The following is a 24,986-nucleotide window of genomic DNA, read 5'->3' on the forward strand; positions in this document are numbered from 1 at the left end:
CGCTTACCGCTCATGGGCACCTCTCTTTAAGCCATCTTAAATGACTCTGAGGTGTCTGTTAAACCCGTGGCGATTCAGTATAGCGAAGAGATTTATACCCCACAATGTCACCCTCTATTGACCTCAGTGAAAATCAGAGAGCAATGAGAGACTAGTAACCCGTTGTTTTTACTTAAAACGGGTTACGATTCCTTCTTTGACGGTGGCCCTACGCTGGCATTATCCAGATCAGGTAATACGGGTATTTCTCAGCCTTCACGCAGAAGGGCACCCCGAGTCGAATGGTACGCCAGCAGCATAAGAGAGGCGGCCAGCGAAAGCAATATAGCTACCTCTAAAGAGGTATTACCAGTTAGCGTAGTTCAGCATGATCTCGATCAACCAGCCGGGAAGAAAAAAAGGGCTTAATGCTGCGGGTTTTAAATTAAGCGGCTGCCAGCAAAATATTTTATTAAATATTAGCGAGCCGGGAATAGAGATCAGGAAACCGCGAGCGAAACCTCTGCTTTCGCCAGGCTGCCCTGTCTGCCGCATAAACCCCACCTGCCTGAGACAGTGAATAATAATTATAATTATCAATTAGTTAAATATATTCATTCAATCGCCGCCAGGCTCAGGAAAGCAAAATGACGTTTTTCCCGTTTATTCCGCATTGCCACCGCTGGCAGGATATTCATATTTCTCGCGCTTACGCCGTTGCGCCCAACGGCCGATCCTTTTTCTCTACTTTTATTTCCGCCCGCTGTCGACGTTGCGATGAAATTATTCATCGCATTTATTACCGTGATATCAGCGATGCGCAGGCGCGACGCTGGCTGGGTTAAAAAGCCTGCTGCAAGGTGACGCTTTTGGCAACGTCATGTTACGCTGATGTTACCCGATGCAGAAAACAGACGTGCCATGCCCAGCTTGCTTGATACGCTTACCCATCAGATTTACCTTTCCGCTCCGCTGTTTATTTTGATTCTCCTTGGCTATGCCCTGACGCGCATCGGCAAATGGCCGATAACCATCAGCGAAGGCATGAACCGCTTCGTGTTTAACGTTGCCCTGCCCTGCATGCTGTTCCGCGTTATGAGCGACTTCTATAAAAGCCCGCCGGTGGATGTGCGGCTGCTGCTGGCCTTTTTCGGCAGCTGCCTGCTGATTTTTATCCTCGGGCGTATCGTGGGCGCGCGTCTGTTTAAGCTCGACGGCGTCGCAGGTACGGTTTTCGCGCTCGGCGGCATCTTCTCCAACAACGTGATGCTGGGTATTCCGGTGGCGACGGTGCTGCTCGGCCCGCAGGCGCTGCCTTCGGTAGCGCTGGTGCTGGTGTTCAACAGCCTTATCCTCTGGACGCTGCTGACGCTCTCCGTGGAGTGGGCGAAACAGGGTAGCTTCTCGCTAAAAGGCATCGGTCATACGCTGCTCAGCGTGGCGAAAAATCCGCTCATTATCGGCATCCTCAGCGGCACCGCGTGGAGCTTTTTAAAACAGCCGCTGCCAACTATCGCCGCCGAACCGCTGCGTATGCTCGGCTCCATTGCCGCGCCGCTGTCGCTGGTAACGCTCGGCATGAGTCTGGCGCACTACCGCGTGCGCGACGGTCTGCGTGAAAGCTATACCATCTGTTTGTTCAAGCTGATTTTACAGCCGATGACGATCTGGGCGATCGCCTGGCTGGTGCACCTTCCGCCGCTGGAAAGCCGGGTCGTGGTCCTGCTGGGATCGATGGCGGTGGGCGTGAATGTCTACCTGATGTCGCAGAAGTTTAACGTGCTGACAGGTCCCGCGGCGGCCAGCATGCTCTTTTCTACCCTGTTTGCGGCGGTGACAACACCGGTGTGGATGATGCTGATGTCGATGGCGGGCTATTAAAAAAAGGCCCCGAGACAGAAATCACGGGGCCGTTGCGTGGCTATCGCAAAAAATTAAACTTATTCAGCCGGTTTGGTGCGGATCAGGTAGTCAAAAGCGCTCAGTGAGGCTTTAGCGCCTTCGCCGCTGGCGATGATAATCTGCTTGTAGGGCACCGTGGTGCAGTCGCCCGCCGCGAATACGCCTTTCAGGCTGGTTTCGCATTTAGCATCGATCAGGATCTCGCCCATTTTATTGCGCTCTACCGCGCCTTCCAGCCAGGTGGTGTTCGGCAGCAGGCCAATCTGCACGAAGATGCCGCTCAGCGCGATATCGTGCGCCGTCTGGCTGTTGCGATCGATATAGGCAAGACCGGTCACTTTGCTGCCGTCGCCTTTCACTTCCGTGGTCTGCGCGTTAAGGATCACGTCGACGTTTTTCAGGCTGCGCAGTTTGTTCTGCAGCACCTGGTCGGCGCGCATTTCGCCAGCGAATTCCAGCAGCGTAACGTGCTCGACGATACCCGCCAGATCGATAGCCGCTTCAACGCCGGAGTTGCCGCCGCCGATAACCGCAACGCGTTTGCCTTTAAACAGCGGACCGTCGCAGTGCGGGCAGTAGGTAACGCCTTTGGTGCGGTACTGCTCTTCGCCCGGTACGCCCATGTTACGCCAGCGCGCGCCGGTGGCGATGATGATGCTGCGTGATTTCAGCACCGCGCCTGACGCGGTTTCAATCGCATGCAGGCCGCCCTCTTTCGCCGCCGGGATCAGCTTGATCGCGCTCTGGGTGTCGATCACATCAACGTCGTAGTCGTCAACGTGGGCGCGCAGCGAACCAGCCAGCTTAGCGCCTTCGGTTTTCTGTACGGAGATATAGTTTTCGATATCCACGGTGTCGAGCACCTGGCCACCGAAACGCTCACCCATCAGGCCGGTGCGGATACCTTTACGCGCTGAGTAAATCGCCGCTGCCGCGCCCGCCGGGCCGCTGCCGACGATCAGCACTTCATAGGCGTCGCGCTTGTTCAGCTCTTCCGCTGCGCGTTTGTCCGCGTTGGTGTCGACCTTACCGACGATTTCGGCGAGGCTCATACGCCCCTGACCGAACTCTTTGCCGTTCAGGTAGACTGCCGGAACGCCCATCACGTTGCGCTCGGTAATTTCATTCTGGAACATGCCGCCGTCAATCGCCGTGTGCGAGACGCGCGGATTGATAATCGCCATCAGGTTCAGCGCCTGTACTACGTCAGGGCAGTTGTGGCATGAGAGCGAGTAGTAAGTTTCGAAATGCAGGTCGCTATCCAGCGACGCAACCTGGTCGAGCAGGCTCTGCGTCTCTTTCGACGGATGACCGCCGGTCTGCAGCAGCGCCAGCACCAGCGAGGTAAATTCGTGACCCATTGGCGAACCGGCAAAGCGCGGGCCGCTGTGCGAGCCAGGGTTGGTGATCAGAAAAGAGGGTTTACGCACCGGACGATCGTTCTCTTCGCGGAAGCTGACTTTTTCAGACAGGCTCGCGATATCCGCCAGCAAATCGCGAATTTCCGCTGATTTGGCGCCATCGTCCAGGGTGGCGATCAACTCAACAGGCCTGGTTAATTTCTCAAGGTAGGCCTTGAGCTGGGTTTTTAAGTTGGTGTCGAGCATAGTGAGTTCCTGTCAGAAGAAATCGGGTGCCGTAGCACCCGATAGAGAAGATCGAAAAGCCGGTACAGAAATTAGATTTTGCCAACCAGGTCCAGAGACGGAGCCAGAGTTGCGTCGCCTTCTTTCCATTTAGCCGGGCAAACTTCGCCTGGGTGAGAAGCGACATACTGAGCAGCTTTCACTTTACGCAGCAGGTCAGACGCGTCGCGGCCGATACCTTCAGCAGTGATTTCGATTGCCTGGATGATGCCTTCCGGGTCAACGATGAAAGTACCGCGGTCAGCCAGACCTTCAGCTTCGCGCATGATTTCGAAGTTGCGGGTCAGCGCGCCAGTCGGGTCGCCGATCATGGCATACTTGATTTTCGCGATGGTTTCAGAAGAACCGTGCCAGGCTTTGTGGGTAAAGTGGGTGTCGGTAGAAACAGAGTAGATATCTACGCCCAGTTTCTGGAATTCTTCGTAGTGGTCAGCCACATCACCCAGTTCAGTCGGGCAAACGAAGGTGAAGTCAGCTGGATAAAAGAAGAATACACTCCATTTACCTTCAACGTCTTTCTCAGTTACGTCGATGAATTCGCCGTTTTTAAACGCAGCGTTTTTGAACGGTTTAATTTTGGTATTGATGATAGACATCTGAAGTCCTCCGCTAAAAGATGTGATGTACGTTACAAAATTTTCGGGCCAACTTCTAATATGCAGTCGTTATCAATCAGATAAACGAAAGCTATCAAACGCGGCAAGCCGCACCGCTATTGACGCCGCCCCGGCATTCTACACGCAAAGCACATTGATTTAACGTCGTTTATCTTTTCATGGCAGAACTGCTAGTTTTGTAGAAAAGGCGTTAAGGGAGTTTATCCGTGCTGATCCGTTCTTATACCGAAGCCGATCGTCCGTTTCTGAGAACCCTGTTTCTGGCTGCGCGCCGCCATAACTGGCGCTGGCTTGACGACAGCCACTGGCAGCTGGAAGATTTTGACAGTGTGATCCTGGGAGAGACCGTCTGGGTCGCCGAGCTTGAGGGGCATCGCGTCGGTTTTGCCGGCGTGCTGGAGAATGATAATTTTCTCCATAGCCTGTATGTCGATCCCGCTTATCAGGGCCGCGGCGTCGGCGCCGCGCTGCTGGAGAAAGTGCAGGCGCGCTTTACCAGCACCGGTGCGCTGAAGTGTCTGCTGATGAACAAGGCGGCGCAGGCGTTCTATCTTAAGCACGGCTGGAAGATGATCGCGCAAGGCGAGAGCGAGCAGGGAAAATATGTGCTGATGCACTTTCCGCTGGCGTCCTGACGCGACGCCAGCGGTACGCTGGCCTACAGCGCGCGGAAGGCGATATCGCCGGGGATCACTTCGCCCTGCCAGTAGAGACGCGCCGCGACGCGACCCGCCAGCTGGCGATAGAGCGCGGTAAACTCGCTCTCCGGGCGACGGATCACCGTCGGTTCGCCGTCATCCAGATCTTCACGCAGGTTGATATGCAGCGGCAGCTGCGCCAGCAGCTGCGTCTGATAATCCGCCACCAGCTTTTCCGCGCCGCCCGTGCCGAAAATCGGCTCATGGAAGCCGCAGTGGCTGCAGATATGCAGGCTCATGTTCTCCACGACGCCCAGCACCGGCACGTTTACCTTCTCAAACATCACCATGCCTTTTCGCGCGTCGATCAGCGCAATATCCTGCGGCGTGGTGACGACAATGGCGCCCGTCACCGGCACGTTTTGCGCCAGCGTCAGCTGAATATCGCCGGTGCCTGGCGGCATATCAAGCACCAGATAGTCAAGGTCTGGCCACAGCGTCTCATTGAGCAGCTGCATCAGCGCCTTACTCGCCATCGGACCGCGCCATACCATCGCGTTATCGTCCGTCACCAGATAGCCGATAGAGTTGGTGGCGAGACCGTGCGCCATAATCGGCGCCATATGGGTGCCGTCCGGCGAGGTAGGACGCTCGTGCTCAGTGCCCAGCATATTCGGCACTGACGGACCGTAGATATCCGCATCAAGAATGCCGACGCGCGCCCCTTCCGCCGCCAGCGCCAGCGCCATATTGACGGCGGTGCTCGATTTGCCAACGCCGCCCTTGCCGGAGCTGACGGCGATAATGTTCTTCACGCCGTTAACGCCGGGCTGGCCTTTGACGCGCTTCAGCGTGGCGATATCGTGGCGCAGCCGCCAGTCGATCGCCTGCGCACCGGTCAGGCGCAGCAGCTCAGCGCTGGCCTGCGCTTTCAGCTCTTCAAAGGCGCTCGCCCAGGCGAACGGCATAACGAGTTCGATATGCAGCTTGCCGTCCAGCAGCGCCACATGATGCAGCGCTTTCAGCGTGGTGAGATTGTGATCGAGGGTTGGATGCCGGAAGCCGCTTAACACGCCCATAACCACGGCGCGCAGGGCTTCAGGTGAATGTGATGTCCGGGATTGTGCTGTCATCCCCACTCCTTGTTATTTTTTCTGTCGCTGGGTTCAGCGGTAACACAACAATCATATCAGATGTCGGCACAGTCGACGCCAGGCCGCCCTTGTGTTTACGCCCGCCAGGGCATGAGTTACCATCTAAGCCCGTTTTTTCAATCAACAGAAAGCTACGCAAACTATGACTCAAGTCGCTAAAAAAATAATGGTAACGTGCGCCCTGCCGTACGCGAACGGATCGATCCATCTCGGCCACATGCTCGAGCATATCCAGGCAGACATTTGGGTGCGTTACCAGCGAATGCGTGGCAATCAGGTCTATTTCATCTGCGCTGACGACGCGCACGGTACGCCGATCATGCTGAAAGCGCAGCAGTTAGGCATCTCGCCGGAGCAGATGATCGCCGAAATGAGTCAGGAACATCAGGTCGATTTCGCCGGTTTCAACATCAGCTACGACAACTACCACTCGACGCACAGCGACGAGAATCGCGTGCTGTCCGAGCTGATTTACACCCGTCTGAAAGAGAACGGTTTTATTAAAAACCGCACCATCTCTCAGCTGTACGATCCGGAGAAAGGCATGTTCCTGCCGGACCGTTTCGTTAAGGGCACCTGCCCGAAATGTAAATCGCCGGATCAGTATGGCGACAACTGCGAAGTGTGCGGCGCGACCTATAGCCCGACCGAGCTGATTGAGCCGAAATCGGTAGTCTCCGGCGCGACGCCGGAAATGCGCGACTCTGAGCATTTCTTCTTCGATCTGCCTTCATTCAGCGCCATGCTGCAGGCCTGGACGCGCTCCGGCGCGCTGCAGGAGCAGGTCGCGAACAAAATGCAGGAGTGGTTTGAGTCCGGCCTGCAGCAGTGGGATATCTCACGCGACGCGCCCTACTTCGGCTTTGAGATCCCGGACGCGCCGGGCAAATATTTTTACGTCTGGCTGGATGCGCCGATCGGCTATATGGGCGCGTTTAAAAACCTGTGCGACAAACGCGGCGATATCGATTTCGACGAGTTCTGGAAGAAAGATTCCACCACTGAGCTTTATCACTTTATCGGCAAAGATATCGTCTACTTCCACAGCCTGTTCTGGCCGGCAATGCTGGAAGGCAGCGATTTCCGCAAGCCCAACAATCTGTTCGTGCATGGCTATGTGACGGTAAACGGCGCCAAAATGTCCAAATCGCGCGGCACCTTTATCAAGGCCAGCACCTGGCTGCAGCACCTGGATGCTGACAGCCTGCGCTACTACTATGCCGCCAAGCTCTCCTCGCGCATCGACGATATCGACCTCAACCTGGAAGATTTCGTACAGCGCGTAAATGCTGACATCGTTAACAAGGTGGTCAACCTGGCGTCGCGCAACGCCGGCTTCCTGACCAAACGCTTTGACGGCCAGCTGTCGGCCGAGCTGGCGGATCCGGCGCTCTACCAGACCTTTGTCGACGCCTCTGAGAAGATTGGCGAAGCCTGGGCGAGCCGCGAGTTCAGCCGCGCCATTCGCGAAATTATGGCGCTGGCCGATCTGGCGAACCGCTACGTAGACGAACAGGCGCCCTGGGTGGTAGCGAAAGAAGAGGGTCGCGACGCCGATCTGCAGGCGATCTGCTCGATGGGCATCAACCTGTTCCGCGTGCTGATGACCTGGCTGAAGCCGGTGCTGCCGAGCCTGAGCGAGCGCGCCGAAGCGTTCCTCAACAGCGAATTAAGCTGGGACGCTATCCCGCAGCCGCTGCTCAGCCATCAGGTAGCGCCGTTTAAAGCACTTTATGGACGTATCGAAATGACCAAAGTTAACGCGCTGATTGAAGCGTCGAAAGAGGATGCCGCAGCGGCCAGCAAACCGGCCACTGGCCCGCTGGCGGATGCGCCGATTGGCGACACCATTACTATTGACGACTTCGCGAAAGTCGATATGCGCGTGGCGCTGATTGAAAACGCCGAACTGGTGGAAGGCTCTGATAAGCTGCTGCGTCTGCAGCTCGATCTGGGCGGCGAGAAGCGTCAGATTTTCTCCGGCATTCGCGCCGCCTATCCGGATCCTTCGGTCTTGATCGGCAAGATGACGATTATCGTCGCCAACCTCGCGCCGCGTAAAATGCGCTTCGGCGTTTCGGAAGGCATGGTGCTGTCAGCCGGTCCGGGCGGAAAAGATCTGTTTGTGCTCTCCGTCGACAGCGGCGCGCAGCCGGGTATGCCAGTTAAGTAAGGGTTACAGGCTGGATAAGGGCGACAGCATTGTCGCCCTTAGGCTTTCGCTAACGTGCCCGTCGCGGGGGACATGGCCCGATCGCACAGACGCCAAAAACGGCATCTCGGCCTGCGCGGCTACGCGCCTATCCCTGAGGTGCGCCCGTAAACGGGCTAACGCGCTGCGTTTTTGTTCCTGCCGCAGGACGCTTTGCTCTTTGGTCCATCTCCCCCGCTTGCTGGCTTGTTTGCGGCCATTAGCCAGGAAAAGTGTCGTCCTCAAGGTAAGTGTGATCGCTAGCACGCTTAACGCTTAGTGCGTATTATGTTGTGCAGTGAAAACAGGAGCCTGCTATGCCCACCGTGCTGTCTCTTTGCTGGCGCTACGTACGCGCCTTCGTCATCATCTATCTCTGTCTCTATGCGGGTAACGCCATCGCCGTACTGCTGCCGATTACTATTCCTGGCAGCATCCTTGGCATGCTGACGCTGTTCGCCCTGCTGGCGACGCAGATCCTCCCCGTGGACTGGGTTAAGCCAGGCTGCCATCTGCTGATCCGCTATATGGCGCTGCTGTTTGTGCCCATCAGCGTCGGCATCATGAACTACACCGACGTGCTGAGCGCCCAGTTCGGTCCAATTGTGGTCTCTATCGTGGTCAGCACCTTTCTTGTCCTGACCATTGTCGGCTGGAGCGCCCATAAAATTCATACGCGAAGCGTGCAGGAGAAGCCCGGTGAGTGACATCTGGTGGTCGCTGCCGCTCAGCGTCGGCGCCTTTATGCTGGCGCGCCGCCTGGCGGCAAAGCTGAAAATCTCGTTACTCAATCCGCTGCTGGTGGCGATGGCGATCATCATCCCGCTGCTGCTGCTGCTGCACATCCCCTACACGCGCTATTTCGCCGGCAGCCAGATCCTTAATCAGCTGCTGCAGCCGGCAGTCGTTGCGCTGGCGCTGCCGCTCTACGAGCAGATGCATCAAATTCGCGCGCGCTGGAAGTCGCTTATCGGCGTCTGCTTTATCGGCAGCCTGACCGCCATGGTTTCCGGCACCGCTATTGCGCTGTGGATGGGGGCGACGCCGGAAATCGCCGCCACTATTCTGCCTAAATCCGTGACCACGCCGATTGCGATGGCCGTCTCCGCCTCGCTGCACGGCATACCCGCTATCAGCGCCATCTGCGTGCTGATTGCCGGCGTGCTCGGCGCGGTATTCGGCCATATGGTGCTGAACCTGCTGGGGATAAAAACCCGCGCGGCGCGCGGACTGGCGATCGGCAATGCATCTCACGCGCTCGGCACGGCGCGCGCAGCGGAGGTGGACTACCAGGAAGGCGCGTTCAGCTCGCTGGCGCTGGTGCTGTGCGGCATTATTACCTCACTGCTGGCGCCCTTTATTTTTCCGCTGCTGCTGCACGCCTTTGGCTAAAACTTTGCGATAGATCTCGCAAAGTTGAAACGATGCAAATCTGTTGCATTGTCAGAGCGATACAGATCACATATAACCCTTCAGGCGGCAATGGGCCGCCTGATATTGACGAGGCTATCATGCATCCACGTTTCACCTCCGCCTTCGACGCGCTGCCCGCGGCTCTGCAAAGCGCGCTGCGTCCGATCCTTGACGACGCGCAGTTTCAGGCGATGCTGACGCCGGAGCAGGTTGCATCGCTGATGCAGCAGACCCAGCTGGACGCCGATGCGCTCGCCCTGGCGCTGCTGCCGCTGGCGGCAGCCTGTGCAGTTGTGCCGGTCTCGCGCTTCAACGTGGGCGCCGTGGCACGCGGCGTCAGCGGCCACTGGTATTTCGGCGCCAATATGGAGTTTACAGGCGTGGCGCTGCAGCAAACGGTACATGGCGAGCAGAGCGCAATCGCGCACGCCTGGCTACGCGGCGAGCGCCGTCTGGAAGCCGTTACCGTCAACTACACGCCGTGCGGCCACTGTCGCCAGTTTATGAACGAACTCAACAGCGGCACCGATCTGCGCATCAGCCTGCCTGGCCGTAACGTCAGCACGCTGGGCGACTATCTGCCGGACGCGTTCGGCCCACGCGACCTGAACATCACCACGCTGCTGCTGGATAAGGTGGACCACGGCTATCTGGCGGAAGGCGATGCGCTGGCGCAGGCGGCAATCGCGGCCGCTAACGAGAGCCATGCGCCCTACAGCGGCTCCCACAGCGGCATTGCGCTACGCACCTCGGGCGGCGCGATAGTCACAGGACGCTACGCCGAGAATGCCGCCTATAACCCGAGCCTGCCGCCGCTACAGGCCGCGCTGATCCTGCTGAATATGCAGGGTGAAGCCTGTGAAAATATCGAGGCGGCAGCGCTGGCTGAAGTGGAAAACGCCACGCTGAACCAGTTCGCCGCCACTCAGGCGACCCTGGCCGCGCTGGGCTGCACCCAGCTCGCACGCGTCACGCTGCGCAAAGCCTGAGGCGCGCAACACGCTTTTCAACAATTGCAATATCTTTTATTTACAAAAGCTGTACATCGGCGAGAAATTTCATAGGATCGTGCGCCAGCAACACAAAAAAAGAACGACTGGCGTCTGAGCTTTGCCAGACAACACCGCAACCGGAGCATCAATTCATGGAACATGAGTACGAAAGTAAGCGTCCGCTGTACATCCCCTACGCTGGCCCGATCCTGCTGGAATTTCCCCTGCTGAATAAAGGCAGCGCCTTCTCGCTTGAAGAGCGCAACGAATTTAACCTCAACGGCCTGCTGCCTGAAGCGGTCGAGAGTATCGAAGAGCAGGCTGAGCGCGCCTGGCGTCAGTTCCAGGATTTCAAAAACAATAACGATAAACACGTCTACCTGCGCAATATTCAGGACACCAACGAAACCCTTTTCTATCGCCTGCTCGACAATCATCTCGAAGAGATGATGCCGATTATCTATACCCCGACCGTCGGCGCGGCCTGCGAACACTTCTCCGAGATCTACCGCCGCGCACGTGGCGTCTTTATCTCCTATCCGAACCGCGCCCATATTGAAGATATGCTGCAAAACGCCACCAAGCAGAACGTAAAGGTGATTGTGGTGACCGACGGCGAGCGCATTCTCGGCCTCGGCGATTTGGGCATCGGCGGCATGGGCATTCCTATCGGCAAGCTGTCGCTCTATACCGCCTGCGGCGGTATTTCACCTGCCTATACGCTGCCGGTGGTGCTGGACGCCGGTACGAACAACCAGCAGCTGCTTAACGATCCGCTCTATATGGGCTGGCGTCATCCGCGCATTACCGGCGAAGAGTATGACGCGTTCGTTAATGACTTTATCCAGGCGGTAAAACGCCGCTGGCCGAACGTGCTGCTGCAGTTTGAAGACTTTGCGCAGAAAAATGCCATGCCGCTGCTGCAGCGCTATCGCGATGAAATTTGCTGCTTCAATGACGATATTCAGGGCACCGCCGCCGTGACCGTCGGCACGCTGATCGCTGCCAGCCGCGCCGCGGGCAGCCGCCTGTGCGAGCAGAAAGTGGTCTTCCTCGGCGCGGGTTCCGCCGGTTGCGGCATCGCCGAGCAGATCATTGCCCAGATGAAATCTGAAGGATTAAGCGATGAAGAGGCGCGCGCGCGCGTGCTGATGGTCGATCGCTTCGGCCTGCTGACCGACAAACTGCCTAACCTGCTCGACTTCCAGAGCAAGCTGGTGCAGAAGAGCGAAAACCTGAAAGAGTGGGATACCGTAAGCGATTCAATCTCGCTGCTTGACGTGGTGCGCAACGCCCGTCCCGATATTCTCATCGGGGTATCCGGCCAGCCGGGGCTCTTTACCGAAGAGATCATCCGCGAGATGCACAAACACTGCGCGCGACCCATCGTGATGCCGCTCTCCAACCCGACATCACGCGTGGAAGCGACGCCAGCGGATATTATCGCCTGGACAGACGGCGCGGCGCTGGTAGCGACCGGCAGTCCCTTCTCGCCGGTGAGCTGGAAAGGCAAAACCTATCCGATCGCGCAGTGTAACAACTCCTATATCTTCCCTGGCATCGGTCTGGGCGTTATCGCCTCAGGCGCGACGCGCGTTACCGACTCAATGCTGATGACGGCAAGCCGCGCGCTGGCCGACTGTTCGCCGCTGGTGAACGAAGGCGAAGGTCCGGTACTGCCGGAGATTAAAGATATTCAGGGCGTATCGAAAATTATCGCCATGGAAGTCGGCAAAGCCGCGCAGCTGGCTGGCGTCGCGGTAGTCACGTCGGAAGATGTGCTGTCGCAGGCGGTGGCTAATAACTTCTGGCTGCCGCAGTATCGCCACTATCGTCGTACCTCTATCTGACAGACCAACGCCGGGCCGTCTCAGGCCCGGCAGTCGCGCAAAAATCCATCAGCCAGCCGGCGGTAACTTGCTTCGTAGCAGGTCCTCAAGTAGCCTTGATGCACCGAATTTTCCTGACCTCGAGCGCCCACGCGTATGTTGAAACGCGTTTTTATTGGTCTTCTGTTCATCATCTTACTGGTGGTGGCGACCGCGCTCGGCCTGGATCGCTGGATCAGCTGGAAAACCGCCCCCTATATTTATGAAGACGTCGCCTCGCTGCCGCATCGTCAGGTTGGCGTGGTACTAGGCACCGCGAAGTATTACCGCACCGGCGTCTATAACCAGTATTACCTTTATCGCATTCAGGGCGCGCTGAACGCCTACAACAGCGGCAAGGTCAACTATCTGCTGCTGAGCGGCGACAACGCCATGAGCAGCTATAACGAACCCATGACCATGCGTCGCGATCTGATCAAAGCTGGCGTCGATCCACAGGATATCGTGCTGGACTATGCGGGTTTCCGTACGCTTGACTCGATCGTGCGCACGCGCAAGGTGTTCGACACCAACGATTTTATTATTATCACCCAGCGGTTCCACTGCGAGCGCGCCCTGTTCATCGCCCTGCATATGGGTATTCAGGCGCAGTGCTATGCGGTGCCCTCACCGAAAAATATGCTCAGCGTCCGTTTCCGCGAGGTGGGCGCACGTCTCGGTGCGCTGGCCGATCTCTATGTAATGAAGCGCGAGCCGCGCTTCCTTGGCCCGCTGGTGCCGATACCGGCGGTGCATGAGGTGCCGGAAGATGCGCAGAGCTATCCGGCGGTGACGCCGGAGCAGCTGCTGGAAAGCGAGCAGAAAGCGCAGAAATAGAAAGAGCGGCCCGAGGGCCGCTCATGAAAAACAGAATTGTACTCGCGCGGATGGCATGGCTCGATCGCAAAGTCGCTCAAGGCATCCATGCTCGCTCGGCCCGCGACATCCCTGTCGCGGGACGCTTTGCTCTTCGATCCATGCCACCCACGCTTTGACGCCCAGGCCGTTTGCAAGAAGCCTGAGCGCTGCCCTTATTACTTCTTACGCGAGTACTTCAGCGAGTCCAGCGCCACGGCGAAGATAATGATGCCGCCCTTGATAATGTACTGCCAGTAAGGGTTCACGCCGATATAGGTCAGACCGTAGTTGATCACGGTAAAGATGATCACACCGGTCACCACGCCCGCTACCGTACCTACGCCGCCCGCAAAGGAGACGCCGCCCACCACGCACGCCGCGATAGCGTCCAGCTCATACATAAAGCCGAGGTTGTTGGTGGCACTGCCGATACGGCCCGCTTCCAGCATCCCGCCGAAGGCGTAAAACACGCCGGAAAGGGCATAGATAAGGATCAGGTTAAAGTTCACGTTAACGCCAGAAACCTTCGCCGCTTCCGGGTTGCCGCCGATAGCAAAAATGTTTTTGCCGAAGCGGGTTTTGTTCCACAGGATCCAGACGAAAACGATAGCGATAATGGCGTAGAAGGTAATATAGGAGAGCTTAAAGTCGCCAAAGCGGAAGAAGCCCTGCGTGAACTTTGAGAAGCCCGTATCAAACCCGGCAATCGGCGACGCGCCGACAAAATCGTAATAGAGCGAGTTGATGCCGTACACGATAATCATGGTGCCAAGCGTGGTAATAAACGGCGTTACCTTGAGATAGGCGATAATGACGCCGTTCAGCAGACCGATCAGGCCGCCAATAACGCACACCACCAGAATAACCAGCGGAATCGGTACGGTTTCCAGCGTCGGGAAGACCTTGTTGGCGTTTTCCATCGACTGCAGCAGCGTTGCCGCCACTACCGCCGCCAGCCCCACCTGACGCCCGGCCGAGAGGTCGGTACCCTGGGTAACGATCAGCCCCGCCACGCCCAGCGCGATAATAATACGCACCGAAGACTGGGTGAGGATATTACTCAGGTTCATCAGGCTTAAAAATGTCGGATCCTGGAAAATAATAATAGCCAGTAAAACCAGCAGAACGACATAAATGCCGCCCTCTTTCAGCCAGGTTAGCGCATTCTTTTTAGTAGTCGCTTTCATGTTAACAGCCCTTGCTTCATTAAAGGTGTAATGACGCTAAACGCAATATTTCGTTCTGCGTGGTTGTCTTGGTATCTACAATGCCCGCTACCTGACCGTTGCTCATCACCAGAATACGATCGGTAATGCCCAACAGCTCCGGCATTTCGGAAGAGATAATAATGATGCCCTTCTCTTTCTTCGCCAGCTCAGCAATCAGCTGGTAGATTTCGAATTTCGCGCCGACGTCAATACCGCGCGTCGGTTCGTCAAGCATCAGTATTTCAGGCTGGGTCAGCAGCCAGCGGCCGATAATAACCTTTTGCTGGTTGCCGCCCGAAAGCGATCCAATTTGCGTATGGTGCCCCGGCGTTTTTACGCGCATGGCGTCGATAACCCACTGGGTATCGCTCTTCATGCGTTTATTGTCCAGTAGCCCGATATTGTTTTTATACTTCTTAATATTCGAGATTAACGAGTTAAACCCGATATCCAGAAAGGCATAAATACCGGTAGAACGACGCTCCTCCGTCACCAGCGCAAACCCGTGATTAATGGCTTCGTTGGCGCTGTGGTTATTAATCGCTTTGCCGTGCAGCTTAATAGTGCCGCTGACTTTCTCGCGAATACCAAACAGAGTTTCGACGATATCGGTACGCTTGGCGCCTACCAGCCCGGCAATGCCCAGAATCTCCCCTTTACGCAGATCGAACGAAACGTCGCGAATCGACGGCTGACGCAGCGACGTTAAATTACGCACCTCAAGAATGGTTTCGCCCGGCACGTTAGTTTTGCTGGGAAAGCGCTGGTTAAGGGAGCGGCCGACCATCATGGCGATGATCTTATCCATATCCAGCCCTTCCAGCGGCTGGGTGGCGATCCACTGCCCGTCACGCAGAATAGTAATTTCGTCGCACAGCTGGAAAATTTCTTCCATCTTGTGCGAGATATAGACAATGCCGCAGCCGCGATCTTTCAGCTTGCGGATAATGGTGAACAGGTGGTTCACCTCTTTTTCCGTCAGCGAAGAGGTCGGCTCGTCCATAATGACGATTTTGGCGTCATAGGAGAACGCCTTGGCAATTTCAATCATTTGCATCTGCGAGACAGAGAGCGTCGCCACTTTGTCACGCGGATCGATATCAATATCCAGCTCGTCGAAAATCGCTTTGGTATCGCGATACATTTTATCCTGATCGACGAACGGGCCTTTTTGCGGATAGCGACCCAGCCACATATTGTCCATGACGGTGCGCTGTAAAACCAGGTTCAGCTCCTGATGCACCATCGAAACGCCGTTTTCCAGCGCCTCTTTTGAACTTTTAAAATCTATTTCCTCACCCTGAAACAGGATGCTCCCCGTATCTTTTTTATAAATACCAAACAGGCATTTCAATAATGTCGATTTACCGGCGCCGTTTTCACCCATCAATGCATGAACGGAGTGAGGCCGCACTTTTAAATTCACATTATCTAAGGCTTTAACCCCTGGAAATGATTTTGACACATTCGTCATTTCCAGCAGATATTCACGCTGCGCGGTCGGATTATCACTGGCCATAATTTACCTGGCTAAAAAAAGCGTTGGTCAAGTGAAAACAGGGCGCGGCTCAGCCGCGCCCGGACAGGATTACTTCTGGAACTGAGACAGATTCTCTTTATCGACCGGAACGTAAGGTACGCGGACGATTTTGTCGGTAATTTTATAGCTGGTACCTTCGGTCGCCGCTTTGCCGTCCGCCAGGTTTTTCGCCATATCCAGCGTCGCTTTCGCCTGGTTTTCAGCATCGTTCAGCACGGTGCCCGCCAGCGCGCCCGATTTCACCAGCGCCAGCGCTTCCGGCAGCGCATCGACGCCGAACACAGGAATCGAGGTCTTGTTATGCGCCTTCAGCGCTTCAACCGCGCCCATCGCCATGGCGTCGTTGTTAGCGATCACCACTTCGATTTTGTTGGCGTTCGGGCCAGAGAGCCACGCGTCCATCTTGTCTTTAGCCTGCGCGGTGTCCCACATTGCGGTATCCATCGCCAGCTGCTGAGTTTTGATGCCGTCTTTGTTCAGGGTATCGATGACATATTTGGTGCGCGCTTCGGCATCCGGATGGCCCGGTTCGCCTTTCAGCAGCACGAACTGAATCTGACCATCTTTGTTCAGGTCCCAGTTCGGCGAGGCTTTCCAGTGTTTCTCAATCAGCTGGCCCTGAATAATGCCGGACTCTTTAGAGTCGGTGCCGACATAGTAAGCTTTGTCGTAGCTGGCCAGCACTTTCGCGTTTGGCTCCTTGTTGAAGAACACTACCGGCACGTCATTGCTGCGTGCTTTATCGATCACCACGGCCGCCGCAGCCGGATCCACCAGGTTAATCGCCAGCGCCTTCACGCCTTTCGCCATCAGCACGTCGATCTGGTCATTCTGCTTGGACTGGTCGTTCTGCGAGTCATTCATCAGCAGCTGCACGCCGCCGAGGTTTTTGGCTTCTTTCTCGATGTCCTTGCGTACCATCGACATAAAGTTGTCGTCATATTTATAGATGGTCACGCCGATACGCGTGTCCGCTGCGTGTGCCGTTGCGCCGAACATCATGCTGGCAACCAAAGCTGTAAGCGTGAAAACCTTCTTATTCATGGTATCTCCGGTTTTTTGCAGGGTAGTACTGGCTCAGACGCGTCGGACGCGTAAGAGCTTTCGGTAAAATAAGATTCGGCGAGTCAAAAAGAGGCGAGTGGTATTCCGCTACCCCGCTGAATCGCCGTCCAGAAACCTGACTTCCTTGTGCGACAACGCATCCTGAAGATGTGATGAACCTTTTCAACGGGTTGCTGAAACCACGCCTGCTGCGGTTATGGCGGCGTTACATAATGTTTCAGTCCGGTAAGACGCAGCCATCATAGTGAGCGGCATGTTAATTAACTGTGAATACAATCACAGATTGAAAACGGTTACATCAGGCTATCGCCTGAATTAGTGACCGACTCCACATTTTGTCGCTGAGCCACTGAATGACGACGCACCAGCGTTGGCATAAAGACGTGCTGCGCGCTGGCGTCCAGCTGGCCCGCCGCGCCGCTCAGCGCCAGCTCTGTCGCCAGTTTCGCCATAGAAACAATGGGATAGCGCACCGTAGTCAGTTGAGGATCGGTGTAACGTGACATGGGAATATCATCGAAACCGATAATGGAGAAGTGCTGCGGCACCTGAATGCCGTTATCTTTCAGCGCGGTAAGCGCACCGGCCGCCATGCCGTCGTTGTAGGCGAAAATCGCGCTGAGATGCACGTTGCGCCCCAGCAGTTCCACCATGGCCGCTTCGCCGCCCTGCATATCGGGTTCGGCGCTGGCGATCCAGCTCTCCTGCGGACGAATGCCCTGCTCCACCAGCGCCTGCTCCCAGCCGTCGCGGCGCTGCTGCACATCCTCGATCGGATGGCTGGAGCAGAGATAGCCAACGCGGCTATGTCCCTGCTGCAGCAGCATTCTGGTCGCCATCAGCGCGCCAGCCACGTTATCCAGGCTGACGCAGCGATGGGCGAAGCCCGGCACGATGCGGTTTACCATCACCATGCCCGGCACCTGCTGCATAAAAGAGGCCAGCTCTTCGTCTGAAAGCGTTTTCGCGTGCACCACCAGCGCATTGCAGCGCTGACGGATCAGCACCTCAATCGCATGGCGCTCTTTATCTTCCTGATGCCAGGAGTTGCTGATCAATACATGTTTATGCAGGCGCTGTGCCACGGTATCCACCGCTTTTACCAGCGCGCCGAAGAAGGGATCGGAAACGTCCATTACCACCACGCCGATGGTATCGCTGACCTGCGTCGCCAGCGCCTGCGCGTTGGCATTAGGGCGATAGCCCAGCGACTCCACGGCCTGCAGCACCGCATCGCGCGTGTCGGCGGTGACGGCGCTACTGTTATTCAGCACGCGTGAGACGGTCGCCACCGACACGCCAGCCAGACGGGCAACATCACGAATCGTTATCATGCAGCTGTTCCACAGAGGAAAAAAAGGCATCACGCCAGGAAGTAAACCCGGCGCTATTCTGTCAGGCGCAGCTAACCAGCAGCGTGAATCACGTCACACTGATGAAAACGGTTACATACAATTATGTAACCTTTGTGATGAACATCATTATCTGAATGAGGGACGATGCGGCGTTTTGCCTGCCGCCAGACGCGTCAGCCGACGCCAGAGCCACTCAAGCGGCCCCTGCGGGAAAAAGCGCAGCCAGATTACCGAGAAGAGGATATTGACGAGCCAGACAGCAGGGACAAACGCCAGCAGCTGCAGGCGGTCGAAGCGCATAAAGAGATCAAAGCGATAAAACAGCGTGGTGCAGATCAGCGTCTGCAGCAGGTAGTTGCTCAGCGCCATACGGCCGACGCACTGGATCGCCGCGCTGAAGCGCCAGCGAACCAGCCGCGGCCAGTAGGCCAGGATAAGCGCAGCATAGCCGAGGCTGATAAAGGGGCTGGCGAGATCGCGCGGCACCTGCAGATAGAAGGCGCTCCAGCGAAACGACCAGTGCAGCATCCACTGCGACACCACGCCGGACAGCGCGATGGCATAGCCTGTTATCAGCAAGAACGCGGCACAGCGGCGATAGTGTCGCACGCTAAATCCGCCGGTCAGCCAGCCGCAACGCAGCAGCGCGGCGCCCATCATCATCAGTCCGGCCAGCTGCCAGCCATACTGCGCCGCCAGCGCCATCAGGCTGGAAGAGAGATGATCGAGACGGTTATGCACCGCTTCCCATCCGCCGGCCAGCTTCCAGAAGCGTTCATACTCCAGCTCGGCCGCGCCTGGCAGCCATGAACTGCTCGGTTCAGGATCGGAGATGGAACCGAAAATAAGCAGCACGCCGCAGCCCACCAGATAAAGCAGCGCGCCGGTATGAAACAGGCTGCGCGTTGAGGGCACGTCGCGCAGCATACGCCAGACGATCAGCCCGATAATGGCATAATCAAGCAGGATATCCCCTTCCCACATTGCAATGGCGTGGAACAGACCGATAATCGCCAGTAGCGTCAGGCGCGCCGACAGCCAGCGGCCGCCGCGCGGCAGCTGGAGCTGCAGACCCGCGCCGAACAACAGCGCGAACAGGGTAAGGAATTTCAGCTGTGCCAGGGTATCAAGCACCGCCCAGGTCCAGACCTCGTCGGTAGCGGGTTCGCCATGCCAGGCAGGATTCAGATAAGCGGCGGAAGGTAAAGCGAAGCCGACGATATTAAGCAACAAAATGCCGAGGATGGCGCAGCCGCGAATAAAATCCAGCGCATGATAACGTTGCATATCGGTCCCTGTTGACGTGAGAAACAGAGGCGGCTTACAAAGCCTGCAGGCGGATGGCACAGACCGAAGAGCAAACGTCCCGCATCAGGAAAAAAACGCCGGGAGCGTTTTTGCACAACGCAGAGCCCTGGCCCGCTAACAAAAGCACCTCAAATAAGGTGCCTGTCTGCACGGGCCGCGATCTCCTGTTTGCGTCTTTACGATCGGGCGCTCTCACCCGCGCAGGCGCATAGCCAACAGCCTCGCCCTGAGATTTAAATATGGCGTACCGCGCGCAGGAATTCCTGGCGGGTATTCTGGCTCGACTTAAACAGACCGCCCAGCGAAGTGGTGGTGGTTGCGCTGGTGGCATCCTTCACCCCGCGCGCTTTCACGCAGTAATGCACCGCATCGATAGAAACCGCGACGTTGTTGGTACCAAGCAGCGTCTGCAACGCCACCAGCACCTGCTGCGTCAGACGCTCCTGCACCTGCGGACGCTGGGCGAAGAACTGGACGATACGGTTGATCTTCGACAGGCCGATCACCTTATCTTTTGGAATATAGGCCACGGTGGCTTTGCCGTCGATGATCACAAAGTGATGTTCGCAGGTGCTGGTCAGCGTGATATCGCGCACCGTCACCATCTCATCCACTTTCATTTTGTTTTCAATGACGGTGATTTTGGGGAAGTTAGCGTAATCCAGGCCGGAGAACACCTCATCCACATACATTTTGGCGATGCGATGCGGCGTCTCCATCAGGCTGTCATCCTCAAGATCCAGATTCAGCAGCTGCATGACTTCAGTCATGTGGCCAGCGATCAGGCGCTTACGGGTTTCATCATCCATTTCACGCGTTGGCGCGCGTAACGGCGTTTCCAGGCCTCGCGCCAGCAGCGCTTCGTGAACCAGGATAGCTTCCTGACTAAGGGTGCTCATCGTACTCATCTCCGCAGGTGTAACGCCCGTCGGAGAGACCGACGGGTTCAATTCTGAGCGCGTATTGTGAAGCTTTCCGTTTGGGTAATCCAGTAATCAATCCAATCGGCGATGAAAGCTTTTCATTATGATCGCCGCCAGACCAGAAGACCGCCCGCGGCCAGCCCCAGACCGGCGATCCACAGCGCCGGCTCCAGCCGATGCAGCAGCGCGGTAGAGAGCGACGACAGCACCGGCCCCACCAGCTGCCCGATGGCGTAGCCGGTAGTCAGCAGTCCCGCCATATAGCGCGTATGCTGCGGCGCCAGCTCGCGCGCGCAGGCCAGCGCAAGCTGCACCACACAGAGAAAGCCGCCGCCCACCAGCAGCGCGCCGATCAGCAGGCCGCTAAAGCCCGGCAGCCACGCCGCCGCCACGACGCCCAGCGCCTGCGCCCAGAGCACCAGCGCCAGCCGCCGGTGCGTGCTGGCGAGGCCGCGCGTCAGGATCCCCAGCGCGATACCGACTATCGCCGCGCCGCCGAAAATCGGCCAGACGAACTGGGCGAATGCGCCATCGGGAAAGCGCGCCGCCGCCATCTGCGACAGAAAAGTCGCGGGCAGAATATAGCCGAAGCCCGCCAGGCTGTAGCTCAGCACCAGCCGTCGCAGATCCCTGGTCAGCACCAGCGGCTGCGGCGCCTGATCGGGTCGATGCAGATCGCCGACGCGGCGCGGCAAATTGCGCGCGACAGCGGCGATAAAGAGCAGCGCCAGCAGGCCGTAAGCCGCCCAGGCCAGCGAGGCGGAAACCTGAAACGTATGCAGCTGCACCGCCAGCAGGCCGCTGATGAAAATCCCCGCGCCGGGTCCGGCGAATACCGCCGCTGACAGGCTGGGGCGGCCGTAATGATGCAGCTGTTCGCTGCTCCAGGCGGCGACCAGCACCAGCGCCATGCCGCTCGCCCAGCCGATAAGAAAGCGCACCGCCCCGTGCAGCCAGGGGCCGCTGACGCAGGCGGAGAGCAGCGTCAGGATCACCGCGCCCCAGACGCCCAGCTGCAGGCGCAGTTCGACATGACGCCTGGCGCGCATCGCGTCAAAGGAGCCGCACAGGTAGCCGAGATAGTTAAGCGCCGCGACCAGGCTGGCGCTGGTTAGCGTCAGCTGGCCGTCGTGTATCATCAGCGGCACCTGCGGCGTAAAGGCGAAACGTCCAATCCCCATCACCACTACCAGCGCCAGAAAGGCGCTGAGCGCCACGCGAAAAGCCATTTCCCTACTCCTGCGTTTTATTATCTCTTGCTTATAACATGCCAGCTTATTAAACTCACGAAAACTGAATAATTCACATCAAGTTGTTTACGGGAAGAGAATACATGGATCTTGTCCAGCTACGTATGTTCTGTTCTGTGGCCGAAACCGGTTCGCTGGCGCGCGCCGCGGAACAACTCCATCGCGTCCCCTCTAATCTCACCACGCGGCTGCGCCATCTGGAAGAGGAGATTGGCGTCGATCTGTTTATCCGCGAGAAACAGCGCATTCGCCTGTCGCCGATGGGCCACAACTTTCTTAACTATGCGCAGCGTATCCTGACGCTGAGCGACGAGGCGCTGAGCATGGCGCGCGCCGGCGAACCGGCGGGTAACTTCGCGCTCGGCTCAATGGAGAGCACCGCCGCGACGCGCCTGCCGGGCCTGCTGGCGGCCTACCATCAGCGCTTCCCGAAGGTCGCGCTGTCGCTGATCACCAGTACTTCCGGCGAGATTATCGACAAAGTGCGCGAAGGCACGCTGGCCGCCGCGCTGGTTGACGGCCCAGCGCCTTATGACGATCTCAACGGCTGTATCGCCTTCCGGGAAACCCTGACGCTGATCACCAGCCTCGATCATGCGCCGGTGGAGAGCGCGCGCGACGCGCAAAACGATACGCTGTTCGCTTTTCGTAACAGCTGCTCCTATCGCGTGAAGCTGGAAGCCTGGTATCGCGACAGCGGTGTCGCGCCCGGCAGCGTCATGGAGATCCAGTCCTACCACGCGATGATGGCCTGCGTGGCGGGCGGCGCGGGCGTGGCGATGATCCCGGAATCGGTATTAGCGCAGATGCCTGAGCGCGCCCGCGTGCAGGCGCATGAGCTGCCGCCGGCGTACCGCGACACCGCCACCTGGCTGATGTGGCGACGCGACGCTTTTACGCCCAACGTCGAAGCCCTGAAGTATTTGATTATTGATATGTTTGACGACCGGCCGCAGGACGATCGGCTGCTGCATCCGCTGCAGGTCGCAGACTAATTACTCAGTTACGCGCTATTTTTATTGATATCACGACTACGGGCGCGACCGCTTCGGCGCGCCCCCATCTGACCGCAAGAGGGAATGCATGAACATGATTAAAACCCGTGCCGCCGTTGCCTGGGCCGCTGGCGAACCGCTGAAAATCGAAGAAGTGGATTTGATGCCGCCGCAAAAAGGTGAAGTGCTGGTGCGCATCGTTGCCACCGGCGTTTGCCATACCGATGCCTATACCCTGTCGGGCAAAGATCCGGAAGGCGTGTTCCCGGCGATTCTCGGCCATGAAGGCGGCGGCATTGTGGAAGCGGTCGGCGAAGGCGTGACCAGCGTCGAAGTAGGCGATCATGTGATCCCGCTTTACACGCCGGAGTGCGGCAAGTGCAAATTCTGTCTGTCGGGCAAAACTAACCTCTGCCAGGCGATCCGCTCAACGCAGGGCAAAGGCCTGATGCCGGACGGCACGACGCGCTTCTTTAAAGACGGCAAGCCGATTTTCCACTATATGGGCACCTCGACGTTCTCCGAGTACACCGTCGTGCCGGAAATTTCGCTGGCGAAAATCAGCAAAGAAGCGCCGCTGGAGGAAGTCTGCCTGCTGGGCTGCGGTGTCACTACCGGTATGGGCGCGGTGATGAATACCGCCAAAGTTAAAGAAGGCGATACCGTGGCGATTTTCGGCCTTGGCGGCATCGGTCTGTCGGCGATTATCGGCGCAAAAATGGCGAAAGCCGGACGCATCATCGGTATCGACATCAATACCAGCAAGTTCGACCTGGCACGCAAGCTGGGCGCGACCGATCTGGTGAATCCGAAAGATTATGAGAAGCCGATCCAGGACGTTATCGTTGAGATGACCGACGGCGGCGTAGATTTCTCCTTTGAGTGCATCGGCAACGTCAACGTCATGCGTTCCGCGCTGGAGTGCTGCCATAAGGGCTGGGGCGAATCGGTAATTATCGGCGTGGCCGGCGCGGGCGAAGAGATCTCTACCCGTCCGTTCCAGCTGGTCACCGGTCGCGTCTGGCGCGGTTCTGCCTTCGGCGGCGTGAAGGGTCGCTCGCAGCTGCCGGGCATCGTGCAGGACTATCTGGACGGTAAATTCGCCCTGAACGACTTTATTACCCACACCATGCCGCTGGAAGAGATTAATGAGGCCTTCGATCTGATGCACGAAGGAAAATCTATTCGTTCGGTGGTGCACTTTAACAAGTAATCGGGAGGCGATATGGCAACCACGCTGGAACTGCTGGAAGAACACCGGATGTTCGGCGGCTGGCAACAACGCTGGCGACATCAGTCAGACGTGCTGAACTGCCCGATGACCTTCAGCATTTTTTTGCCCAGTCCGAAAGACGACACGCCGCCGCCCGCGGTGTGGTTTCTGGCAGGGCTGACCTGCACGGATGAGAACTTCAGCACCAAATCCGGCGCGCAGCGCGTCGCCTCGGAGCTGGGACTGGTGTTAATTATGCCGGACACCAGCCCGCGCGGTGATGCGGTCGCCAACGACGCCGCTTACGATCTCGGTCAGGGCGCGGGGTTCTATCTCAACGCCACCCAGGCGCCCTGGTCAGCGCACTACCGCATGTTCGACTACCTGAGCCAGGAGCTGCCGACGCTGATCGCTGGCAACTTCAGTATCAGCGAGCGGCAGTCGATTATGGGGCATTCGATGGGCGGCCACGGCGCGCTGATGCTGGCGCTGCGCCTCGGCAATCGCTTCGCGTCGGCGTCGGCTTTTGCGCCTATCGTCAATCCCAGCGACGTGCCCTGGGGTCAGAAAGCGTTTAGCGCCTACCTGGGCGAGGACCGCGCGGCCTGGCGCGACTATGACAGTTGCGCGCTAATGCGCGAGGTGCAGGCGCGTCTGCCGATCCTGATCGATCAGGGGGACAGCGATCAGTTCCTGGCGGATCAGCTGCAGCCGGAGCGGCTGGATATGGTGGCAAGAGAGGTGGGATTCCCGCTGACGTTGCGCGTGCAGCCCGGCTATGACCACAGCTACTACTTCATCGCGACCTTCGTCGAGGATCATCTGCGCTTCCATGCGCAGCATCTGCTGGTGTAGTGCATTGAGGGCCGCA

General features: G+C 57.6%; 22 protein-coding genes and 1 riboswitch. Of the genes, 12 read left to right on the top strand and 10 right to left on the bottom strand.

The features are described from left to right. Positions 1-188: 188 nt before the first annotated feature. A riboswitch (TPP riboswitch) is annotated at positions 189-285 on the bottom strand. Positions 286-626: 341 nt separating this feature from the next. Next, positions 627-824 carry a hypothetical protein gene (locus EKL29_RS13745; protein WP_126689980.1) on the top strand — a complete coding sequence of 66 codons (198 nt, stop codon included), beginning with the start codon at positions 627-629 and terminating at the stop codon, positions 822-824. 76 nt (positions 825-900) lie between these two features. Then, a complete protein-coding gene (locus tag EKL29_RS13750) occupies positions 901-1,860 on the top strand; it encodes an AEC family transporter (protein WP_120453221.1) in 960 nt (319 codons plus the stop codon). A 59-nt stretch (positions 1,861-1,919) separates the two neighbouring features. Here the strand turns inward: EKL29_RS13750 and ahpF are convergent, their stop codons facing one another. After that, positions 1,920-3,488 carry an alkyl hydroperoxide reductase subunit F gene (ahpF, locus tag EKL29_RS13755; protein WP_120453219.1) on the bottom strand — a complete coding sequence of 523 codons (1,569 nt, stop codon included), beginning with the start codon at positions 3,486-3,488 and terminating at the stop codon, positions 1,920-1,922. A 71-nt stretch (positions 3,489-3,559) separates the two neighbouring features. Beyond that, on the bottom strand, positions 3,560-4,123 hold the full coding sequence (gene ahpC / locus EKL29_RS13760; protein ID WP_120453217.1) for an alkyl hydroperoxide reductase subunit C: 564 nt from the start codon (positions 4,121-4,123) through the stop codon (positions 3,560-3,562). Positions 4,124-4,350: 227 nt separating this feature from the next. Here ahpC and EKL29_RS13765 point away from each other — a divergent pair, with 227 nt between their 5' ends. After that, positions 4,351-4,779: a GNAT family N-acetyltransferase gene (locus EKL29_RS13765; protein ID WP_120453215.1), complete on the top strand. Its 429-nt coding sequence runs from the start codon at positions 4,351-4,353 to the stop codon at positions 4,777-4,779. 23 nt (positions 4,780-4,802) lie between these two features. On the opposite strand, the gene apbC is transcribed toward EKL29_RS13765, so the two are convergent. Further along, complete coding sequence (gene apbC / locus EKL29_RS13770) at positions 4,803-5,915, bottom strand: iron-sulfur cluster carrier protein ApbC (protein WP_120453213.1); 1,113 nt, start codon at positions 5,913-5,915, stop codon at positions 4,803-4,805. Between the two features lie 163 nt (positions 5,916-6,078). Between apbC and metG the strand changes: the two genes are divergently transcribed. The 6 genes from metG to sanA all read left to right on the top strand — a co-directional run bounded on the left by metG (position 6,079) and on the right by sanA (position 13,237). Beyond that, the gene (metG, locus tag EKL29_RS13775; protein ID WP_126689981.1) at positions 6,079-8,109 is read left to right on the top strand and encodes a methionine--tRNA ligase; all 2,031 of its coding nucleotides are present in this window, start codon (positions 6,079-6,081) and stop codon (positions 8,107-8,109) included. 335 nt (positions 8,110-8,444) lie between these two features. Further along, positions 8,445-8,834, top strand: coding sequence for a CidA/LrgA family protein (locus tag EKL29_RS13780; RefSeq protein ID WP_120453208.1), 390 nt, complete (start codon positions 8,445-8,447; stop codon positions 8,832-8,834). Next, the gene (locus EKL29_RS13785) at positions 8,827-9,519 is read left to right on the top strand and encodes a CidB/LrgB family autolysis modulator (protein WP_120453207.1); all 693 of its coding nucleotides are present in this window, start codon (positions 8,827-8,829) and stop codon (positions 9,517-9,519) included. Before EKL29_RS13780 ends, EKL29_RS13785 begins: the two co-directional genes overlap by 8 nt. 119 nt (positions 9,520-9,638) lie before the next feature. Continuing rightward, the gene (gene cdd / locus EKL29_RS13790) at positions 9,639-10,529 is read left to right on the top strand and encodes a cytidine deaminase (protein ID WP_120453205.1); all 891 of its coding nucleotides are present in this window, start codon (positions 9,639-9,641) and stop codon (positions 10,527-10,529) included. Between the two features lie 155 nt (positions 10,530-10,684). Further along, complete coding sequence (locus EKL29_RS13795; RefSeq protein WP_120453203.1) at positions 10,685-12,382, top strand: NAD-dependent malic enzyme; 1,698 nt, start codon at positions 10,685-10,687, stop codon at positions 12,380-12,382. Between the two features lie 135 nt (positions 12,383-12,517). Continuing rightward, positions 12,518-13,237 carry an outer membrane permeability protein SanA gene (gene sanA, locus EKL29_RS13800; RefSeq protein WP_120453202.1) on the top strand — a complete coding sequence of 240 codons (720 nt, stop codon included), beginning with the start codon at positions 12,518-12,520 and terminating at the stop codon, positions 13,235-13,237. 197 nt (positions 13,238-13,434) lie between these two features. Here the strand turns inward: sanA and mglC are convergent, their stop codons facing one another. From mglC to EKL29_RS13835, 7 genes are all read right to left on the bottom strand, one after another. After that, positions 13,435-14,445, bottom strand: coding sequence for a galactose/methyl galactoside ABC transporter permease MglC (gene mglC, locus EKL29_RS13805; RefSeq protein WP_120453200.1), 1,011 nt, complete (start codon positions 14,443-14,445; stop codon positions 13,435-13,437). Positions 14,446-14,464: 19 nt separating this feature from the next. Further along, entirely contained in the window at positions 14,465-15,985 is a 1,521-nt protein-coding gene (gene mglA / locus EKL29_RS13810; RefSeq protein WP_120453198.1) for a galactose/methyl galactoside ABC transporter ATP-binding protein MglA, read from the bottom strand. Positions 15,986-16,054: 69 nt separating this feature from the next. Beyond that, complete coding sequence (gene mglB / locus EKL29_RS13815; RefSeq protein WP_120453196.1) at positions 16,055-17,050, bottom strand: galactose/glucose ABC transporter substrate-binding protein MglB; 996 nt, start codon at positions 17,048-17,050, stop codon at positions 16,055-16,057. A 314-nt stretch (positions 17,051-17,364) separates the two neighbouring features. After that, positions 17,365-18,405, bottom strand: a complete 1,041-nt coding sequence (gene galS, locus EKL29_RS13820) for an HTH-type transcriptional regulator GalS (RefSeq protein WP_120453194.1) — start codon at positions 18,403-18,405, stop codon at positions 17,365-17,367. 147 nt (positions 18,406-18,552) lie between these two features. Further along, positions 18,553-19,713 (bottom strand): DUF418 domain-containing protein YeiB, encoded by a 1,161-nt coding sequence (gene yeiB, locus EKL29_RS13825; RefSeq protein WP_126689982.1) that lies wholly within the window; start codon positions 19,711-19,713, stop codon positions 18,553-18,555. A gap of 254 nt (positions 19,714-19,967) precedes the next feature. Further along, entirely contained in the window at positions 19,968-20,633 is a 666-nt protein-coding gene (gene folE / locus EKL29_RS13830) for a GTP cyclohydrolase I FolE (protein WP_120453189.1), read from the bottom strand. Between the two features lie 125 nt (positions 20,634-20,758). Then, entirely contained in the window at positions 20,759-21,886 is a 1,128-nt protein-coding gene (locus tag EKL29_RS13835) for a YbfB/YjiJ family MFS transporter (RefSeq protein ID WP_126689983.1), read from the bottom strand. A 104-nt stretch (positions 21,887-21,990) separates the two neighbouring features. On the opposite strand from EKL29_RS13835, the gene ptrR reads away from it, so the two are divergent. From ptrR to fghA, 3 genes are all read left to right on the top strand, one after another. Beyond that, positions 21,991-22,902: a putrescine utilization regulator PtrR gene (gene ptrR / locus EKL29_RS13840; protein WP_126689984.1), complete on the top strand. Its 912-nt coding sequence runs from the start codon at positions 21,991-21,993 to the stop codon at positions 22,900-22,902. A gap of 88 nt (positions 22,903-22,990) precedes the next feature. Beyond that, positions 22,991-24,115, top strand: a complete 1,125-nt coding sequence (locus EKL29_RS13845) for an S-(hydroxymethyl)glutathione dehydrogenase/class III alcohol dehydrogenase (RefSeq protein ID WP_120453184.1) — start codon at positions 22,991-22,993, stop codon at positions 24,113-24,115. Positions 24,116-24,127: 12 nt separating this feature from the next. Next, a complete protein-coding gene (gene fghA / locus EKL29_RS13850) occupies positions 24,128-24,970 on the top strand; it encodes an S-formylglutathione hydrolase (RefSeq protein WP_126689985.1) in 843 nt (280 codons plus the stop codon). Positions 24,971-24,986: the final 16 nt, after the last annotated feature.

The organism is Pantoea sp. YU22, assembly GCF_003970755.1.
GTDB lineage: Bacteria > Pseudomonadota > Gammaproteobacteria > Enterobacterales > Enterobacteriaceae > Pantoea > Pantoea piersonii.

What these genes read in the sequence shown, in the direction of transcription:
- EKL29_RS13745 (WP_126689980.1), top strand. Translation starts at nt 627, where the DNA reads ATGACGTTTTTCCCGTTTATTCCGCATTGCCACCGCTGGCAGGATATT.
- EKL29_RS13750 (WP_120453221.1), top strand. Translation starts at nt 901, where the DNA reads ATGCCCAGCTTGCTTGATACGCTTACCCATCAGATTTACCTTTCCGCT.
- ahpF (WP_120453219.1), bottom strand. Translation starts at nt 3,488, where the DNA reads ATGCTCGACACCAACTTAAAAACCCAGCTCAAGGCCTACCTTGAGAAA.
- ahpC (WP_120453217.1), bottom strand. Translation starts at nt 4,123, where the DNA reads ATGTCTATCATCAATACCAAAATTAAACCGTTCAAAAACGCTGCGTTT.
- apbC (WP_120453213.1), bottom strand. Translation starts at nt 5,915, where the DNA reads ATGACAGCACAATCCCGGACATCACATTCACCTGAAGCCCTGCGCGCC.
- metG (WP_126689981.1), top strand. Translation starts at nt 6,079, where the DNA reads ATGACTCAAGTCGCTAAAAAAATAATGGTAACGTGCGCCCTGCCGTAC.
- EKL29_RS13780 (WP_120453208.1), top strand. Translation starts at nt 8,445, where the DNA reads ATGCCCACCGTGCTGTCTCTTTGCTGGCGCTACGTACGCGCCTTCGTC.
- cdd (WP_120453205.1), top strand. Translation starts at nt 9,639, where the DNA reads ATGCATCCACGTTTCACCTCCGCCTTCGACGCGCTGCCCGCGGCTCTG.
- EKL29_RS13795 (WP_120453203.1), top strand. Translation starts at nt 10,685, where the DNA reads ATGGAACATGAGTACGAAAGTAAGCGTCCGCTGTACATCCCCTACGCT.
- sanA (WP_120453202.1), top strand. Translation starts at nt 12,518, where the DNA reads ATGTTGAAACGCGTTTTTATTGGTCTTCTGTTCATCATCTTACTGGTG.
- mglC (WP_120453200.1), bottom strand. Translation starts at nt 14,445, where the DNA reads ATGAAAGCGACTACTAAAAAGAATGCGCTAACCTGGCTGAAAGAGGGC.
- mglA (WP_120453198.1), bottom strand. Translation starts at nt 15,985, where the DNA reads ATGGCCAGTGATAATCCGACCGCGCAGCGTGAATATCTGCTGGAAATG.
- mglB (WP_120453196.1), bottom strand. Translation starts at nt 17,050, where the DNA reads ATGAATAAGAAGGTTTTCACGCTTACAGCTTTGGTTGCCAGCATGATG.
- galS (WP_120453194.1), bottom strand. Translation starts at nt 18,405, where the DNA reads ATGATAACGATTCGTGATGTTGCCCGTCTGGCTGGCGTGTCGGTGGCG.
- yeiB (WP_126689982.1), bottom strand. Translation starts at nt 19,713, where the DNA reads ATGCAACGTTATCATGCGCTGGATTTTATTCGCGGCTGCGCCATCCTC.
- folE (WP_120453189.1), bottom strand. Translation starts at nt 20,633, where the DNA reads ATGAGCACCCTTAGTCAGGAAGCTATCCTGGTTCACGAAGCGCTGCTG.
- EKL29_RS13835 (WP_126689983.1), bottom strand. Translation starts at nt 21,886, where the DNA reads ATGGCTTTTCGCGTGGCGCTCAGCGCCTTTCTGGCGCTGGTAGTGGTG.
- ptrR (WP_126689984.1), top strand. Translation starts at nt 21,991, where the DNA reads ATGGATCTTGTCCAGCTACGTATGTTCTGTTCTGTGGCCGAAACCGGT.
- EKL29_RS13845 (WP_120453184.1), top strand. Translation starts at nt 22,991, where the DNA reads ATGAACATGATTAAAACCCGTGCCGCCGTTGCCTGGGCCGCTGGCGAA.
- fghA (WP_126689985.1), top strand. Translation starts at nt 24,128, where the DNA reads ATGGCAACCACGCTGGAACTGCTGGAAGAACACCGGATGTTCGGCGGC.